The sequence below is a fragment of the Mycobacterium talmoniae genome (assembly GCF_001854525.1).
Lineage (GTDB): Bacteria > Actinomycetota > Actinomycetes > Mycobacteriales > Mycobacteriaceae > Mycobacterium > Mycobacterium talmoniae.
Window position 1 is genome coordinate 13,221 of sequence record NZ_MLQM01000049.1, and the last position, 15,867, is coordinate 29,087.

17 protein-coding genes and 1 riboswitch are annotated in these 15,867 nt (G+C 69.9%); of the genes, 12 read left to right on the forward strand and 5 right to left on the reverse strand.

Annotated elements, in window-relative coordinates; translation table 11 throughout:
* The first annotated feature begins 40 nt into the window (after positions 1–40).
* Positions 41–871, forward strand: coding sequence for a tRNA (adenine(58)-N(1))-methyltransferase TrmI (trmI, locus tag BKN37_RS11395; RefSeq protein ID WP_071025723.1), 831 nt, complete (start codon positions 41–43; stop codon positions 869–871).
* Between the two features lie 88 nt (positions 872–959).
* Here the strand turns inward: trmI and BKN37_RS11400 are convergent, their stop codons facing one another.
* The 3 genes from BKN37_RS11400 to BKN37_RS11410 are packed head-to-tail and all read right to left on the reverse strand — an operon-like array spanning position 960 to position 2,307.
* The gene (locus BKN37_RS11400) at positions 960–1,253 is read right to left on the reverse strand and encodes a DUF503 domain-containing protein (protein WP_071025726.1); all 294 of its coding nucleotides are present in this window, start codon (positions 1,251–1,253) and stop codon (positions 960–962) included.
* 13 nt (positions 1,254–1,266) lie between these two features.
* On the reverse strand, positions 1,267–1,797 hold the full coding sequence (lppK, locus tag BKN37_RS11405; RefSeq protein ID WP_071025730.1) for a lipoprotein LppK: 531 nt from the start codon (positions 1,795–1,797) through the stop codon (positions 1,267–1,269).
* A gap of 12 nt (positions 1,798–1,809) precedes the next feature.
* Positions 1,810–2,307, reverse strand: coding sequence for an MTB12 family secreted protein (locus BKN37_RS11410; protein WP_071025733.1), 498 nt, complete (start codon positions 2,305–2,307; stop codon positions 1,810–1,812).
* A 146-nt stretch (positions 2,308–2,453) separates the two neighbouring features.
* On the opposite strand from BKN37_RS11410, the gene arc reads away from it, so the two are divergent.
* The 10 genes from arc to BKN37_RS11460 all read left to right on the forward strand — a co-directional run bounded on the left by arc (position 2,454) and on the right by BKN37_RS11460 (position 12,787).
* Entirely contained in the window at positions 2,454–4,283 is a 1,830-nt protein-coding gene (gene arc, locus BKN37_RS11415) for a proteasome ATPase (RefSeq protein ID WP_071025775.1), read from the forward strand.
* 288 nt (positions 4,284–4,571) lie between these two features.
* On the forward strand, positions 4,572–6,080 hold the full coding sequence (dop, locus tag BKN37_RS11420) for a pup deamidase/depupylase (protein ID WP_071025736.1): 1,509 nt from the start codon (positions 4,572–4,574) through the stop codon (positions 6,078–6,080).
* An 88-nt stretch (positions 6,081–6,168) separates the two neighbouring features.
* The gene (locus BKN37_RS11425) at positions 6,169–6,363 is read left to right on the forward strand and encodes a ubiquitin-like protein Pup (protein WP_071025778.1); all 195 of its coding nucleotides are present in this window, start codon (positions 6,169–6,171) and stop codon (positions 6,361–6,363) included.
* Positions 6,360–7,247, forward strand: a complete 888-nt coding sequence (gene prcB / locus BKN37_RS11430) for a proteasome subunit beta (protein WP_071025739.1) — start codon at positions 6,360–6,362, stop codon at positions 7,245–7,247. Before BKN37_RS11425 ends, prcB begins: the two co-directional genes overlap by 4 nt.
* On the forward strand, positions 7,244–7,999 hold the full coding sequence (gene prcA, locus BKN37_RS11435; RefSeq protein WP_071025742.1) for a proteasome subunit alpha: 756 nt from the start codon (positions 7,244–7,246) through the stop codon (positions 7,997–7,999). The genes prcB and prcA overlap by 4 nt, the downstream gene beginning before the upstream one ends.
* Before the next feature lie 9 nt (positions 8,000–8,008).
* The gene (locus BKN37_RS11440) at positions 8,009–8,968 is read left to right on the forward strand and encodes a hypothetical protein (RefSeq protein WP_242657212.1); all 960 of its coding nucleotides are present in this window, start codon (positions 8,009–8,011) and stop codon (positions 8,966–8,968) included.
* Positions 8,965–10,239: a methyltransferase family protein gene (locus tag BKN37_RS11445; RefSeq protein WP_071025746.1), complete on the forward strand. Its 1,275-nt coding sequence runs from the start codon at positions 8,965–8,967 to the stop codon at positions 10,237–10,239. The genes BKN37_RS11440 and BKN37_RS11445 overlap by 4 nt, the downstream gene beginning before the upstream one ends.
* 48 nt (positions 10,240–10,287) lie before the next feature.
* Positions 10,288–10,542 carry an antitoxin gene (locus BKN37_RS11450; RefSeq protein WP_071025788.1) on the forward strand — a complete coding sequence of 85 codons (255 nt, stop codon included), beginning with the start codon at positions 10,288–10,290 and terminating at the stop codon, positions 10,540–10,542.
* Between the two features lie 5 nt (positions 10,543–10,547).
* Positions 10,548–11,000 carry a type II toxin-antitoxin system VapC family toxin gene (locus BKN37_RS11455; protein ID WP_071025750.1) on the forward strand — a complete coding sequence of 151 codons (453 nt, stop codon included), beginning with the start codon at positions 10,548–10,550 and terminating at the stop codon, positions 10,998–11,000.
* A gap of 38 nt (positions 11,001–11,038) precedes the next feature.
* Positions 11,039–11,211, forward strand: a riboswitch (M-box (ykoK) riboswitch).
* An 85-nt stretch (positions 11,212–11,296) separates the two neighbouring features.
* Positions 11,297–12,787, forward strand: a complete 1,491-nt coding sequence (locus tag BKN37_RS11460; RefSeq protein WP_071025790.1) for a stealth family protein — start codon at positions 11,297–11,299, stop codon at positions 12,785–12,787.
* 12 nt (positions 12,788–12,799) lie between these two features.
* On the opposite strand, the gene BKN37_RS11465 is transcribed toward BKN37_RS11460, so the two are convergent.
* Both BKN37_RS11465 and BKN37_RS11470 read right to left on the reverse strand, forming a co-directional pair.
* Entirely contained in the window at positions 12,800–13,720 is a 921-nt protein-coding gene (locus BKN37_RS11465; protein ID WP_071025753.1) for a phosphodiesterase, read from the reverse strand.
* Positions 13,721–13,752: 32 nt separating this feature from the next.
* The gene (locus BKN37_RS11470; RefSeq protein WP_071025757.1) at positions 13,753–14,217 is read right to left on the reverse strand and encodes a peroxiredoxin; all 465 of its coding nucleotides are present in this window, start codon (positions 14,215–14,217) and stop codon (positions 13,753–13,755) included.
* Between the two features lie 50 nt (positions 14,218–14,267).
* Here BKN37_RS11470 and BKN37_RS11475 point away from each other — a divergent pair, with 50 nt between their 5' ends.
* The gene (locus BKN37_RS11475) at positions 14,268–15,809 is read left to right on the forward strand and encodes an anthranilate synthase component I (protein ID WP_071025759.1); all 1,542 of its coding nucleotides are present in this window, start codon (positions 14,268–14,270) and stop codon (positions 15,807–15,809) included.
* Positions 15,810–15,867: the final 58 nt, after the last annotated feature.

The following is a 15,867-nucleotide window of genomic DNA, read 5'->3' on the forward strand; positions in this document are numbered from 1 at the left end:
CGCACGTATCCCGGCGGGTCTGCTGGCAGGCTAGACGCCTGTGTCAGCAACCGGCCCGTTCCGCGAGGGAGATCGCGTCCAGCTCACCGACGCCAAGGGCCGCCGCTACACGATGCTGCTGACCCCCGGCGCGGAGTTTCACACCCACCGCGGGGCGATCGCCCACGATGCGGTGATCGGGCTGCCGGAGGGCAGCGTCGTCACCGCCGCCAACGGTGATCCGTTTCTGGTGCTGCGCCCGCTGCTGGTCGACTACGTGATGTCGATGCCGCGGGGCGCCCAGGTGATCTACCCCAAGGACGCCGCCCAGATCGTGCACGAGGGCGACATCTTCCCGGGCGCCCGGGTGCTGGAGGCCGGGGCCGGCTCGGGGGCGCTGACCTGCTCGCTGCTGCGGGCGGTCGGCTCGGGCGGGCAGGTGATCTCCTATGACGTGCGCGACGACCACGCCGAGCACGCCCGGCGCAATGTGGAGACCTTTTTCGGTGCGGTTCCCGACAACTGGCGGTTGCTGATCGGCGACGTCGCCGACACCGAGCTGGCGGACGGTTCGATCGACCGGGTGGTGCTGGACATGCTGGCGCCGTGGGAGGTGCTCGACGCGGTGGCGCGGGTGCTGGTGGCCGGCGGTGTGTTGGTGGTCTACGTCGCCACCGTCACCCAGCTGTCGAAGGTGGTGGAGGCGCTGCGCGAGCAGCGGTGCTGGACCGAGCCGCGGTCCTGGGAGACGCTGCAGCGCGGCTGGGACGTCGTCGGGTTGGCGGTGCGCCCGCAGCACAGCATGCGCGGCCACACCGCGTTCCTGGTGGCGGTGCGTCGGCTGGCGCCCGGTGTCGTCGCGCCGACCCCGCGGCGGCGCAAACAGCTGTAGCCGAGGGGCCGGGGCGCCGAGTGTGGGGTTAAGGCACGCCTGCGTCGGCGACGCGTGGATTAACCCCACACTGGGCGGCAAATAACCTCTAGTCGTCGCTGCGGTGCAGGCCGCGGCGGGTGGACAGCAGCTCGATTTCGGGGCGGGCGGCCACCAGCCGTTCGGCGGCGTCGAGCACCTGCACGGCATGGGCGCGGTCGGCCGACACCGTCGCCACCCCGATGCTGGCCCGCCGGTGCAGGTCCAAGGATCCGGTCTCGGCGGCCGACACGGCGAACTTGCGCTGCAACTCGGCCACCACCGGGCGCACCACCGACCGCTTCTGCTTGAGCGAATGCACGTCACCGAGCAGCAGGTCGAACTCCAGCCAACCGATCCACATCCCGGTATGCGGGTCAGCCGGGCGGGCCCGGCGACGTCGGGGCCGAGGTTTTGCCGAGGTTCAGCAGCATGTCGTAGGTTTCCCGGGACAGCTGCCAGCCGCCCTGGTGCGGCTTAAATTCCATCGGGATTGAAAACCCGCCGTCGGGCTCGGGTTTGTTGACGGTGACGGTGGCCACCACATCGGCCGGGTTCGCATCCGACCACGCCAGGTCGGTCGCGTCGAAGCTGGGCGGGGTGTACCCGTTGTCCAGCAACGCCTTGGCGAACTTGTCCAGGGTGGCGGCGTCGGCGGCGGTCGCGCCGGCGACGAGGTTCAGTTTGTCGGTGCCCGGTATGCCCGGGTCGGCCAGCCGGTACAGCACCTCGGTGAGGGCCTCCGGCGCCGGCAGGTCCGCGGCGGGCGTCGCCGCCGGTTGCTGCACGGTGGTCGTCGAGGACTCCGGCGCGCTCGACTCGGCGGCCGGCCGGTGCGACGAACACCCCGACAGCCCGAGCGCCGCCACAACCGTGGCGGCGCTCAACAGGGCGGTTCGACGTCGCATCCCGCTGGCGGGTCAGCCGGCCGAGGCGGCCTGCAGCAGCGACATGGCCGAGGACCGGGACAGCTTCCAGCCATCCTGGTTGACGAAGCTGACGGCCAGGGTGCGCGGCGCCATCTGCGGTCCGGACGCGGTGACGTTGGCGGTGGCCGTCCCCGGCCCGCTCGGCGCGATGTTGGCGACGCTGAACTGCAACGGCAGCTGGCCCTTCTGGGCGGCCTTCTGCAGCCGCTTGTCGGCGGCGTGCGCCTCGATGGGGCCGATGCCGCCCTCCACCAGCCCGGATTTGCTGGCGAACGGCACACCGGGGTCGGCGAGGTTGTTGAGCAGGCCGATCAGCTCGTCGGGGGCCGGGACGTCGGGGGCCGGATCCAGCGGAACCGGGATCCCGAAGACCACCGGCTGCACCTCGGACGCCGCCGGGCCCACCGATGCAATAGATGTCACACCGGCGGCGGCCGCCCCGATCGCGGCGACGGCTGCCACGCCTGTGGCTAGGGATTTCAGGGTCACGGCTGTCCTCTCGATCCGACCGATGTAGCAGCAAGGCTAACAGTGTCACCCGTGTGTCGGATTCCTAGTCTGCACATGGATCCGCAATCGCCGGTAGCGTTGAAGTATCCGCCGCGCCAACTTCCGGCATGGGAAAGGAGCGCAACATGGGTGAGTCAGAGCGTTCTGAATCGTTCGGTGGCCCCCGGCAAACGGGCATGTCCGAGGACGACGCCGCCGAGCTGGAAGAGCTGCGTCGCGAAGCGGCCGTGCTGCGCGAGCAACTGGAGCATGCGAGCGGACCGCAGGACGCTGTGCGCAGCAGCCGCGACGTGCATCAACTCGAGGCCCGCATCGACTCGTTAGCGGCCCGCAACTCCAAGCTGATGGAAACCCTCAAGGAGGCCCGTCAGCAACTGCTGGCGCTGCGCGAAGAGGTCGACCGGCTCGGACAGCCGCCCAGCGGTTACGGAGTGCTGCTGTGCACCCATGACGACGACACCGTCGACGTGTTCACCTCCGGCCGCAAAATGCGGCTGACCTGCTCACCCAACATCGAGGTCGGCTCGCTGAAGAAGGGCCAGACCGTCCGGCTCAACGAGGCGCTGACCGTGGTGGAGGCCGGCACCTTCGAATCGGTGGGGGAGATCTCCACGCTGCGCGAAATCCTGGCCGACGGGCACCGCGCGCTGGTGGTCGGCCACGCCGATGAGGAGCGCATCGTGTGGCTGGCCGAGCCGCTGGTGGCCGCCGACCTGCCCGAGGGCACCTTCGACGCCCTCGACGACGACCTGCGGCCCCGCAAGCTGCGCCCCGGCGACTCGCTGCTGGTCGACACCAAGGCCGGCTACGCGTTCGAACGCATTCCCAAGGCCGAGGTCGAGGACCTGGTGCTCGAAGAGGTGCCCGACGTCAGCTACAACGACATCGGCGGGCTGGGCCGCCAGATCGAGCAGATCCGCGACGCGGTGGAGCTGCCGTTCCTGCACGGCGAGCTGTACCGCGAATACATGCTGCGCCCGCCCAAGGGGGTGCTGCTGTACGGCCCGCCCGGCTGCGGCAAGACGCTGATCGCCAAGGCGGTGGCCAACTCGCTGGCCAAGAAGATGGCCGAGGTCCGCGGCGACGACGCCAAGGAAGCCAAGTCGTACTTCCTCAACATCAAGGGCCCCGAGCTGCTGAACAAGTTCGTCGGGGAGACCGAGCGGCACATCCGGCTGATCTTCCAGCGGGCCCGGGAGAAGGCCTCCGAAGGCACCCCGGTGATCGTGTTCTTCGACGAGATGGACTCGATCTTCCGCACCCGCGGCACCGGCGTCTCCTCGGACGTGGAGACCACGGTCGTCCCGCAGCTGCTCTCCGAAATCGACGGGGTGGAGGGGCTGGAGAACGTCATCGTGATCGGCGCCTCCAACCGCGAGGACATGATCGACCCGGCGATCCTGCGGCCCGGCCGGCTGGACGTCAAGATCAAGATCGAACGGCCGGACGCCGAGGCGGCGCAGGACATCTTCTCCAAGTACCTCACCGACGACCTGCCGGTGCACGCCGATGACCTGGCGGAGTTTGGTGGCGATCGCACGCTGTGCATCAAGGCGATGATCGAAAAGGTCGTCGACCGGATGTACGCCGAGATCGACGACAACCGGTTCCTGGAGGTCACCTACGCCAACGGTGACAAGGAAGTCATGTACTTCAAGGACTTCAACTCCGGGGCGATGATCCAAAACGTCGTCGACCGGGCGAAGAAGAACGCGATCAAGTCGGTGCTGGAAACCGGCCAGCCCGGTCTGCGCATCCAGCATCTGCTGGATTCGATTGTCGACGAGTTCGCCGAGAACGAGGACCTGCCCAACACCACCAACCCCGATGACTGGGCACGGATCTCGGGTAAGAAGGGCGAGCGGATCGTCTACATCCGCACCCTGGTCACCGGCAAGAGCTCCAGCGCGAGCCGGGCCATCGACACCGAATCCAACCTGGGCCAATACCTGTAGGGTCACCCCTTCCCGCGAGCGTGCGTGTCCCCGGTCGACACGCCGAGGAAATTTCCGGATTTGCGCACGCTCGTGCGGGAGCGCGGCGCACCTGTGCAGTGTGTGACGGGTGTGGTGCGCCGGGCGTTGACTGTGTAATGGCGGCGTTGAGTGTGCGCACACGGCGGTGCCGGCGCGCGAATCCCGCCCTGGGCGCACACTCAATGCGCGCGGCCGCCGCACACGCGATGCGCGCGGCCGCAGCGGACTCGGTCGGAGCCCGCAACGGCGCCCCTCTAGGCTGAAACGATGCAGCGGATCATCGGGACCGAAGTGGAATACGGCATTTCGTCGCCGTCGGATCCGACCGCGAACCCGATCCTCACCTCGACCCAGGCCGTGCTGGCCTACGCCGCGGCGGCGGGCATCCAACGCGCCAAACGCACCCGCTGGGACTACGAGGTGGAATCCCCGCTGCGCGACGCCCGCGGTTTCGACCTGAGCCGCTCGGCCGGCCCGCCGCCGGTCGTCGACGCCGACGAGGTGGGCGCGGCGAACATGATTTTGACCAACGGAGCGCGGCTGTACGTCGACCACGCCCACCCGGAGTACTCGGCGCCCGAGGTCACCGACCCGCTCGACGCGGTGATCTGGGATAAGGCCGGCGAACGGGTGATGGAGGCCGCCGCGCGGCACGTCGCCAGCGTGCCGGGCGCCGCCAAGCTGCAGTTGTACAAAAACAACGTCGACGGCAAGGGCGCCTCCTACGGATCGCACGAGAACTACCTGATGAGCCGGCAGACGCCGTTTTCGGCCATCATCGCCGGGCTGACCCCGTTCTTCGTGTCCCGCCAGGTGATCACCGGCTCGGGCCGGGTGGGCATCGGCCCGTCCGGGGACGAGCCGGGGTTCCAGCTGTCCCAGCGCGCCGACTACATCGAGGTCGAGGTCGGGCTGGAAACCACCCTCAAGCGCGGCATCATCAACACCCGTGACGAGCCGCACGCCGACGCCGACAAATACCGGCGGCTGCACGTGATCATCGGCGACGCCAACCTCGCCGAGACCTCGACCTACCTCAAGCTGGGCGCCACCTCGCTGGTGCTCGACCTCATCGAGGAGGGGCCCGCGCACGGGATCGACCTGAGCGACCTGGCGCTGGCCCGGCCGGTGCACGCGGTGCACGTGATCAGCCGCGACCCGTCGCTGCGGGCCACCGTCGCGCTGGCCGACGGCCGGGAGCTGACCGGTCTTGCGCTGCAACGCATCTACCTGGACCGGGTGGCCAAACTGGTCGAGGCCCGGGACCCGGATCCGCGGGCCAACGACATCGTGACGACCTGGGCCAACGTGCTCGACCTGCTGGAACGCGACCCGATGGAGTGCGCGGACCTGCTGGACTGGCCGGCCAAGCTGCGGATCCTGGAGGGGTTCCGGCAGCGGGAGAACCTGAGCTGGTCGGCGCCCCGGCTGCACCTTGTTGACCTGCAGTATTCCGATGTCCGGCTGGACAAGGGCCTGTACAACCGGTTGGTCGCGCGGGGTTCCATGCGGCGCCTGGTCACCGAACAGCAGGTGCTCAACGCGGTCGACAACCCGCCCACCGACACCCGCGCCTACTTTCGCGGCGAATGCCTGCGCCGGTTCGGCGCCGACATCGCGGCGGCCAGCTGGGACTCGGTGATCTTCGACCTGGGCGGCGACTCGCTGGTGCGGATCCCCACGTTGGAGCCGCTGCGGGGCAGCAAGGCCCACGTGGGGGCGCTGCTGGACTCGGTGGACAGCGCTGTGGAACTGGTGCAACAACTCACGACCTAGAGCCGCAGCAACATCGCCATGGACCGGTAGGGTGGAGAGACCGGCCGACGCGCGTGATGCGGGGCCGATGAGAAAGCAGGAGGCAGCGATGGCTCAGGAGCAGACGAAGCGTGGCGGTGGCGGCGGCGACGACGAGGACCTCACCGGCAGCACTGCGGCGGGCCAGGAGCGTCGCGAGAAGCTGGCCGAAGACACCGATGACCTGCTCGACGAGATCGACGACGTGCTCGAGGAGAACGCCGAGGACTTCGTGCGGGCATACGTCCAAAAGGGCGGACAGTGACCTGGCCGTTCCGCGATCATCTGCCCCTTACCTCAGCACTAGCCAATCCGTCGGTCGACCTGTCGTCATTCTCTGAATTCCTGCGGCGTCAGGCACCGGAACTGCTGCCGACCGGCCTCAGCGCCGGCGGCGGGGGTGAGGGCGGTGCCGCTCAGCTGCCGCACGGCACCACGATCGTCGCGTTGAAGTACCCGGGTGGGGTGGTCATCGCCGGGGACCGCCGCTCGACGCAGGGCAATATGATCGCCGGCCGCGACGTGCAGAAGGTGTATATCACCGACGAGTACACCGCCACCGGTATCGCCGGCACCGCGGCGATCGCCGTCGAGTTCGCCCGGCTCTACGCGGTGGAACTCGAGCATTACGAGAAGCTGGAAGGGGTGCCGCTGACGTTTGCCGGCAAGGTCAACCGGCTGGCGATCATGGTGCGCGGCAACCTGGGTGCGGCGATGCAGGGCCTGGTGGCGTTGCCGCTGCTGGCCGGCTACGACATCGACGCGGACGACCCGCAGACCGCCGGGCGCATCGTGTCGTTCGACGCCGCCGGCGGCTGGAACGTCGAGGAGGAGGGCTACCAGGCGGTGGGCTCGGGCTCGATCTTCGCCAAGTCGTCGATCAAGAAGCTGTACTCGCGGGTGACCGACGCCGATTCGGCGCTCAAGGTGGCCGTGGAGGCGCTGTACGACGCCGCCGACGACGACTCGGCCACCGGCGGACCGGATCTGGTCCGCGGCATCTACCCGACCGCGGTCACCATCGATGCCGACGGCGCCGTCGACGTGGCCGAGCCGCGGATCGCCGAGCTGGCCCGTGAGGTGATCGAAAGCCGAACCCGCCCGGACGCCGCCGGTCCCGACAAGCCCAAGCGGCGGGGTGCGAAGTGAGTTTTCCGTATTTCATCTCGCCCGAGCAGGCGATGCGCGAGCGCAGCGAGCTCGCGCGCAAGGGCATCGCCCGCGGCCGCAGCGTGGTGGCGCTGGCCTACGCCGACGGGGTGCTGTTCGTCGCGGAGAACCCGTCGCGCTCCCTGCAGAAGATCAGCGAACTCTACGACCGGGTCGGGTTCGCGGCCGCCGGCCGGATCAACGAGTTCGAAAACCTGCGCCGCGGCGGCATCCAGTTCGCCGATACCCGCGGCTACGCCTATGACCGGCGCGACGTCACCGCCCGCCAGCTGGCCAATGTCTACGCGCAAACGCTGGGCACCATCTTCACCGAGCAGGCCAAACCCTACGAGGTGGAGTTGTGCGTGGCCGGGGTCGCCTACCAGGGGCAGTCCAAACCGCCCGAGCTATACCGGATTACCTATGACGGGTCGATCACCGACGAGCCGCATTTCGTGGTGATGGGCGGCACGACGGAGCCGATCATCGCCGCGCTCAAGGAGTCCTACGCGGAGAACGCCGAACTGGCCGACGCGCTGCGCATCGCCGTCGACGCGCTGAAGAAGACCGACGGCGGCAACGGGTCGGAGCCGCGGCCGCTGGGGCCCGGCACCCTGGAGGTGGCCATCCTGGACGCCAACCGGCCCAAGCGGGCGTTCCGGCGGATCACCCGGTCCGCACTGGAATCCCTGCTGCCTCAGCCGGATTCGGCGAAGACCGACTCGCCGGAGCCGGACCAACCCGCCGACTGACCCGCGGTAATGCAGGGCGAGGGGGTTCCGGAGGCGCCGCGGCGCTACCGGCCCGGTGCCGCGCAGTGGTCGCTGGCGGGCCTGATCGTCGCGTTCGTGGTGGGCCTGGTGCTGTTCAAGCTCGTCAAGGGCGTCGGGCTGGGCCAGACCGCGGCGTTCTATATCGGGATTCCCACCGTGCTCGCGCTGATCCTCACCTTGTCGGCGCCGTCCGGCCGCGCGATCGGGATGACGATCAAGGCGATCACCATCCTGCTGTTGCTGGCCATCCCGGTGCTCGGCGAGGGCTTCATCTGCGTGCTGATCGCGGCGCCGTTGTTCTACGGCGTCGGGATCATCGTGGCGTGGCTGGTGGATCGGTTGCGGCGCCGCGGCGGCGGGGTGGCCCGCATCGTGGTGCTTCCGGTCGTCGCGCTGGCCCTGTCGGCCGAGGGCGTGGCGCCCGCCGTCACCCTCCCCGGAGACACCGCGGTGGCGGCGCACCGCACCGTGGCGGCGACGCCGGACGAGGTGATTGCGGCGCTGTCCCGGCCGCTGCGTTTCGCCCAGGTCGCACCCACCGGCGTGTTGGCGCTCGGCTTTCCGCGGCCCCGGATGGACCACGGCAGCGGGCTCGCGGTGGGGGACCGGCGCACCGTCCTGTTCGACGGCGCCCACCACCGGCCGTCGTTCATCGCCGCGCACCATTGGGGAGAAGCGCCGTCCCAGGTGGAGTTCGAAGTCGTCGAACGCGGTCCGAACTCGGTGCGGATGCGGCTGGTGTCCGACACCACGCCGTTGGCGACCTGGCTGACCTGGCGGTCGGTCGACATCAGCTGGCATTCGGTGGACCCCGGCCACACCGCCATCAGTTGGGCGTTGCGGTACACCCGGCGGCTCGCGCCGGCCTGGTATTTCGGCCCGATCGAACGCGTGGTGGCCCAACGGGCGGCGGCCTACCTGCTCGACGCCCTCGATTTGGGGTCATGACAACCGGTTTGGACGTCAGCCAGCTGCGCGGGCTCGCCGCGGTCGCCCCCGCGGTGCTGGCCGGTGGGCTCTGGTTGTCGGCGCCGACGGCGCGGCTACGTGGTGCAGCGTTTCTGGCGGCGCTGTGGAATGTCGTTGGGCTGCTTGCCGTGAACGCCGCCGCCGTCCAGCTCGGGTGGTGGGCCTTCGGCACCGTCGGATCGATGTGGGCGGGCGTGCCCGTCGATGTGATCGTCGGCTGGGCGGTGCTGTGGGGTGCGGTGCCGGTGTTGATGATGCCGTGGGTGACACCGGTTGTGCCGGTGGCGGTCCTGCTCGCCGCGGATGTGCTGGCCATGGACAGCCTGCAACCGCTGGTGGTGCTGCGGCCGAACTGGTGGTGGGGTGAGGCGCTGGCGGTGGCGGTCTGCCTGCTGCCCGGCGTGGTGCTCGGTGTCGCGACCGCGCACCGGCGGATGCTGCGGGTACGCGCCACGCTGCAGGTCGTGTTGTTCGCCGCGGTGGTCCTGTTCGTGTGTCCCACAATGACGTTCGCGCTGACCGGGACCGGCTGGGCTGAGGAGTGGCACCGTGTCGGCGGGCCCTGGGACATGCTATGGATCCAAGCCGGCGCCGTGGTCGCGATCATCGCGCTGCGGGCCGTGGCCGACTTCGTGCACCACGGTGGCACCCCGTTCCCGTGGGATCCGCCGCCGGCATTGGTGACCGGCGGGCCGTACGCCTACCTCGCCAACCCCATGCAGGTCTCCGGGGTCGCCCTGTTGCTGATCGCCGCGGCGGTGTTCGGCGAACCGGCGCTGGTGTTGGCGGCCGGGATCGCCGCGGTGTTCAGCGGGGGGATCGCCGGTTGGAGCGAACGCGAGCACCTGCGGGGCCGCTTCGGGGACGACTGGATCGCCTATCGCCGTGCGGTGCGCGATTGGTTGCCGCGCTGGCACCCCTGCCCGCAGCAGCCCGCCGCGCGGCTGTACGTCGCGGCGTCGTGCGAGCCGTGCCGCGACGTGGGTTCCTGGTTGGCCGCCCGTCGGCCGGCGGCGCTGCGGGTGGTCGCGGCGGAGCACCATCCCGGGCAGCTGCGCCGCATCCGGTACGAGGCGGCGGACGGGACGGTGCTGGCGGGCATCCGGGCGGTGGGTGCGGCGCTGGCCCACGTGTCGCTGGGCTACGCCGTGCTGGGCTGGCTGCTCCGGGCGCCCGGGTTGTCCGGGCTGCTGCAGCTGCTGGCCGATGCGGTGGGCGCCGGCCCGCGCGGCGTCCCCGAGCCCTCGTAGGGCATCTGACAGCATGCTGTCAAAATATTTGATGCTATGCTGTCACGGATGCGGACGACGGTGACGTTGGACGATGACGTCGAACAGTTGGTGCGGCGTCGGATGGCCGAGCGCCAGGTGTCGTTCAAGCAGGCGCTCAACGACGCCATTCGCGATGGCGCGGCGGGACGCGCGGAGCCGCGGCGGTTCACCACCCGCACGGCCAACCTGGGTGTACCCACGGTCAACCTCGACCGGGCCCTGCAACTTGCGGCCGACCTGGAGGATGAGGAGCTGATCCGCCGGCAGCGTCGCGGTGCATAACGCCCATGAGGATCGTCGACGCCAACGTGCTGCTGTACGCCGTGAACACAGCCGCCGAGCACCACAATGCCTCGCGGCGCTGGTTGGATGGCGCGCTGTCCGGGGCGGATCGCGTTGGCTTCGCCTGGGTGCCGTTGCTGGCCTTCACCCGGCTGTCCACCAAGGAGGGCTTGTTCCCCGATCCGCTGCGCCCCGCGGAAGCGGCTGAACGGCTTGCGGACTGGCTGGCCGCGCCGAGTGCGGTGCTGGTGAACCCCACGGCCCGGCACGTCGAGGTCTTCACCACGATGCTGGGTCGGGCGGGGAGCGGGGGAAACCTGGTCAACGACGCCCATTTGGCGGCGCTGGCCGTGGAGCATCGTGCCGGGATCGTTTCCTACGACGGCGATTTCGACCGGTTCGGGGTCGGCTGGGACCGCCCGGGTGAGCTGCTCGGACGACAGGGCCGCCCGGAATAACTCGAGTTGCCGAGTCCGCAAAACGGTGTACCCTCGCGGATGCACCTCGTTAGGCGAGGCTCCTGGATGAACACAGGCCACTGATCTGACGACGTCGAGAGACGCCCAAGATCAGGACAGATCTCCCCGGCTTAAGGGGTGATCCCAAGTGGCTTCCCGGCTGTACGGGGATACGTCGCCCAGTGCCGAAGCTCAACGTGTGAGGGCACCGTCGCCGCTCGACCGCTCCGCGGGATCCCTCGTTGTGCACCCTTGACCGATGTCGCGTGTGGAAGGCAGGTGGACCCGTGACCAGCATGATCGAAGCTCCCGTTGTTGGCTCAACCCATGGGCTGCGCCTGACCCCGTATGAGGCGATGGCGGCCGACCTGGTGTTCCTGCGCGCCGAACTCGACGCGGCAGGTATCCCGTTTCTGCTCATCCGCGGCGCCGACGGACGTCCCGCGCTCGTCGTGGACATCGCCCTGCGCGCCCGGGTGGCCGAGGTGTTGATGGCCGCCTGCCTGGAAATGCCGTTGCGGGCCAAGGTTTACGACGGGACCGGGCGCCGCTCGGTGTATCTGGCCGACGGGCTGCTGTCGGTGGCCCCGGACCCGCGGCTGCTGCGGGTGTTCCGTCGCCGCGAATGCCCGCGGTCGGGGCTGCGGTACGGCGCCTCGGCGGGGGTGGAGTTGCAGTTTTGGGTGTTCGACGGCCAGCAGGCCATCTGCCCGATCGAGAACTCGTTGACCCGGAAGGTGTTGCCGCTCAGCGACATCGTGCACACCACGGTTGATCTGCACGGCCACACCTGGCCGACGATCGCCGGGATGTTCACGCCGCACGCCGGTGATATCACGTTCGACATCGACATGGTGTTCTCCTGGGTCGACGGCAACGACCCGGAGTTCCGCGCGCGGCGGGCCGCCGTGATGGCGAACCACGTTGTCGGCGAGGGCGACGACGCCGACGCGCGGATCCGCCAGATCGACGAGCTGCGCTACGCGCTGCGGTCGGTGCACGCCTTCGCGCCGTGGGTGCGCCGCATCTTCATCGCGACCGATTCGCCGGTGCCGTCGTGGCTGGCGCCGCACCCCAAGGTCACCATCGTGCGGGCCAAGGAGCACTTCACCGACCGCAGCGCGCTGCCGGTGTACAACAGCCACGCGGTGGAGACCCAGCTGCACCACATTCCCGGCCTCGCCGAGCATTTCCTGTACTCCAACGACGACATGTTCTTCGGTCGGCCGCTGTCACCGGCGATGTTTTTCTCGCCCGGTGGGGTGACGAAGTTCATCGAGGCCGGCACCCGGATCGGGCTGGGCACCAACCACCCCGAGCGCAGCGGCTTCGAGAACGCGGCGCGGGTCAACCGGCAGCTGCTGTGGGAGAAGTTCGGCAAGATCATCACCCGTCACCTGGAGCACACCGCGGCACCGCTGCGCAAGAGCGTGCTGCACGAGCTCGAGGCCGAGTTCCCCGTGGACTTCGCCCGCACCCAGGCGAGCCGGTTCCGGGCCAGCACCGACATCTCGGTGACCAACTCGCTGTACCACTACTACGCCTTGATGAGCGGGCGCGCGGTGCAGCAGGAGGCCGCCAAGATGCTGTACGTGGACACCACGCTGCGCTCGGGGCTGGCGAAACTGCCGGGGCTGCTGAAGAAGCGCAAGTTCGACTTCTTCTGCCTCAACGATGGCAGTTTCCCCGAGGTCGACGCCGCCGAACGGGCCCGGGTGGTCGGCGCGTTCCTGGACAGCTACTTCCCGGTGCCGGCGCCGTGGGAGCGGGTCGCCGCCGACGAGTGAGCGGCGGCCCCGCTACGCCCGGGAGGGCTGCTGGGCGACGCGCGGGATGCGGGCGGCCGGCAGGATGCTCACCCGGGCGTCGGCCAGCTCCCGGTCCACCGCCGTCGGCGGGACGAACCGCCCCACCGTGGGCCCGGCGGCCAACGGAACCACGGTGTGCACCACGGTGTCCGGGTAGCAGTGCACCAGGTTGAACGCCTGCGCGCCGTCGCGGCCCCGGGTCCCGGCGCTCAACAGGTCCTGGGTGTAGCAGGTCGCCGACGCCACCGAGACGGGGATGCCGGCGAAGGTGGCGGTGGTGGAGTAGTGCAGATGCCCGGCCAGGATGCTGCGCACATCGGTGCCGTCCAGCACCTCGGCCAGCGCAGCCTGGTCGCGCAGTTCCACCAGCGCGGCAAGGTCCTGCACGCTGGGCACCGGCGGGTGGTGCATGGCCAGAATGGTGCCGAACGGGGCGGGCTCGGCCAGCTGCGCGGCCAGCCACTCCAACTGCTGCGCGGTGAGCTGTCCGTGGTGGTGGCCGGGCACCGAGGTGTCCAACACCACGATCCGCAGCCCGGCGACCTCGTGCACCCGGTCCATCGGGGCCATCGTCGGCGCCTCACCCAACAGGTGCTCGCGCAGCGCGGCCCGGTCGTCGTGGTTACCCATCACCCAGATGAGCTCGGCGCCAAGGCGATCGGCCAGCGGTTCGACCAATTCGCGCAGCGCGCGGTAGGCGTCCGGCTGGCCGGTGTCGGCGAGATCCCCGGTGAACACCAAGGCGTCCGGGCGCGCCTGGGAGCCCGCCAGCCGGTCCAGCAGCTCGGATAATCGGGCTTCCGCGTCGACGTCGCCGTACAGCTCGCCGTCGCCGGCAATCAGATGGGTGTCGCTGAGGTGCGCGATGACATGGTCCGGCCGCGGATGTTCCGCGGCCCTGGGACTGCCCACCCCAGCGATGCTACCGGAACGGCGGGACGCGGCTAGGACGCCGAGCGGGCCCGCAGCGTGGCCAGCGCCTTGTCGGCGTGGGTGTCCATGGAGAATTCGCTGGCGATGACGTCGAGCACCGTGCGGTCGGTGTCGATGACGAACGTGGTCCGCTTGACCGGCATCAGCTTGCCGAGCAGGCCGCGCTTGACGCCGAACTGCGCGGCGACCGTGCCGTCGGTATCCGACAGCAGCGGGTAGTCGAAGCCCTGCTGGTCGGCGAACTTGGCCTGCTTGGCCACCGCATCGGCGCTGATCCCGACCCGTTGCGCGCCGACCGCGGCGAACTCGGACGCCAAATCCCGGAAGTGGCAGGCCTCCTTGGTGCAGCCCGGCGTCATCGCCGCCGGGTAGAAAAACAGCACCACCGGCCCGTCGGCGAGGAGGGCGCTGAGCCGGCGCGGTGTGCCGGTCTGGTCGGGAAGCTCGAAGTCGGCCACGGTGTCACCAGTTTTCATGGCCGTCACGCTACGCCGGTGCCCGTCCGCGGGTCTGGGAAGATGTACGCGTGCACGACGCCACCCTCGCAGTAACGACCTCCCGGGAGGACTTCCGGGCGCTGGCCGCCGAGCACCGGGTGGTTCCGGTGACCCGCAAGGTGTTGGCCGATGCCGAGACGCCGTTGTCGGCCTACCGCAAGCTCGCCGGCAACCGGCCGGGCACCTTCCTGCTGGAATCGGCCGAAAACGGCCGGTCCTGGTCGCGGTGGTCGTTCATCGGTGCGGGGGCGCCGTCGGCGTTGACGGTGCGCGACGGTCAAGCGGTCTGGCTGGGCACAGTGCCGCAAGACGCCCCGGCCGGCGGGGACCCCCTCCAGGCGCTGCGCGCCACGCTGGCGCTGTTGGCGACCGGCGCCCCGCACGGGCTGCCGCCGCTGTCGGGCGGGATGGTCGGGTTCTTCAGCTACGACCTGGTGCGCCGCCTGGAGCGGCTGCCGGAGCTGACCGTCGACGATCTGGGCCTGCCCGACATGCTGCTGCTGCTGGCCACCGACGTCGCGGCGGTCGACCACCACGAGGGCACCATCACCCTGATCGCCAACGCGGTGAACTGGAACGGCACCGACGAGCGCGTCGATGAGGCCTACGACGACGCGGTGGCCCGGCTGGACGTGATGACCGCGGCGCTGGGCCAGCCGCTGCCGTCGACGGTGGCCACCTTCAGCCGCCCCGAGCCGCGGCACCGGGCGCAACGCACCGTCGAGGAGTACGGGGCGATCGTGGAGCGTCTGGTGGGCGAAATCGAGGCCGGTGAGGCGTTCCAGGTGGTGCCGTCGCAGCGGTTCGAGATGGACACCGCCGTCGACCCGATTGACGTGTACCGGATGCTGCGGGTGTCCAACCCCAGCCCGTACATGTACCTGCTGCAGGTCCCCGCCGGCGACGGGTCGCGGGCGTTTTCCATCGTCGGATCCAGCCCGGAGGCGCTGGTCACCGTGCAGGACGGGTGGGCGACCACCCACCCGATCGCCGGCACCCGGTGGCGCGGGAAGACCGAGGAAGAGGACCAGCTGCTGGAAAAGGAGCTGCTGGCCGACGACAAGGAGCGCGCCGAGCACCTGATGCTGGTCGACCTGGGCCGCAACGACCTGGGCCGGGTGTGCGTGCCGGGCACGGTGCGCGTCGAGGACTACAGCCACATCGAGCGCTACAGCCACGTCATGCACCTGGTGTCCACGGTGACCGGCATGCTCGCCGAGGACCGCACCGCGTTGGACGCGGTGACCGCCTGTTTCCCGGCCGGCACCCTGTCCGGGGCGCCCAAGGTGCGGGCCATGGAGCTCATCGAGGAAGTCGAGAAGACCCGGCGCGGGCTGTACGGGGGCGTGGTCGGCTACCTGGACTTCGCCGGCAACGCCGATTTCGCGATCGCGATCCGCACCGCGTTGATGCGCGACGGCACCGCCTACGTGCAGGCCGGCGGCGGGGTGGTCGCCGACTCCAACGGCCCCTACGAGTACACCGAGGCCACCAACAAAGCCCGCGCGGTGCTGGGCGCGATCGCGGCCGCCGAGACCCTCACCCCGCCCGGCGGGCACGCCGATGGCTGACCCCGCACCCGGTCGACGGCCCCAGCTGGCCGTCTACCTCGCCCAGCTGCTGCTGGTC

What these genes read in the sequence shown, in the direction of transcription:
- BKN37_RS11450 (WP_071025788.1), top strand. Translation starts at nt 10,288, where the DNA reads ATGCGGACGACGGTGACGTTGGACGATGACGTCGAACAGTTGGTGCGG.
- BKN37_RS11460 (WP_071025790.1), top strand. Translation starts at nt 11,297, where the DNA reads ATGATCGAAGCTCCCGTTGTTGGCTCAACCCATGGGCTGCGCCTGACC.
- BKN37_RS11445 (WP_071025746.1), top strand. Translation starts at nt 8,965, where the DNA reads ATGACAACCGGTTTGGACGTCAGCCAGCTGCGCGGGCTCGCCGCGGTC.
- lppK (WP_071025730.1), bottom strand. Translation starts at nt 1,797, where the DNA reads ATGCGACGTCGAACCGCCCTGTTGAGCGCCGCCACGGTTGTGGCGGCG.
- BKN37_RS11470 (WP_071025757.1), bottom strand. Translation starts at nt 14,217, where the DNA reads ATGAAAACTGGTGACACCGTGGCCGACTTCGAGCTTCCCGACCAGACC.
- arc (WP_071025775.1), top strand. Translation starts at nt 2,454, where the DNA reads ATGGGTGAGTCAGAGCGTTCTGAATCGTTCGGTGGCCCCCGGCAAACG.
- BKN37_RS11440 (WP_242657212.1), top strand. Translation starts at nt 8,009, where the DNA reads ATGCAGGGCGAGGGGGTTCCGGAGGCGCCGCGGCGCTACCGGCCCGGT.
- BKN37_RS11400 (WP_071025726.1), bottom strand. Translation starts at nt 1,253, where the DNA reads ATGTGGATCGGTTGGCTGGAGTTCGACCTGCTGCTCGGTGACGTGCAT.
- BKN37_RS11425 (WP_071025778.1), top strand. Translation starts at nt 6,169, where the DNA reads ATGGCTCAGGAGCAGACGAAGCGTGGCGGTGGCGGCGGCGACGACGAG.
- dop (WP_071025736.1), top strand. Translation starts at nt 4,572, where the DNA reads ATGCAGCGGATCATCGGGACCGAAGTGGAATACGGCATTTCGTCGCCG.
- BKN37_RS11455 (WP_071025750.1), top strand. Translation starts at nt 10,548, where the DNA reads ATGAGGATCGTCGACGCCAACGTGCTGCTGTACGCCGTGAACACAGCC.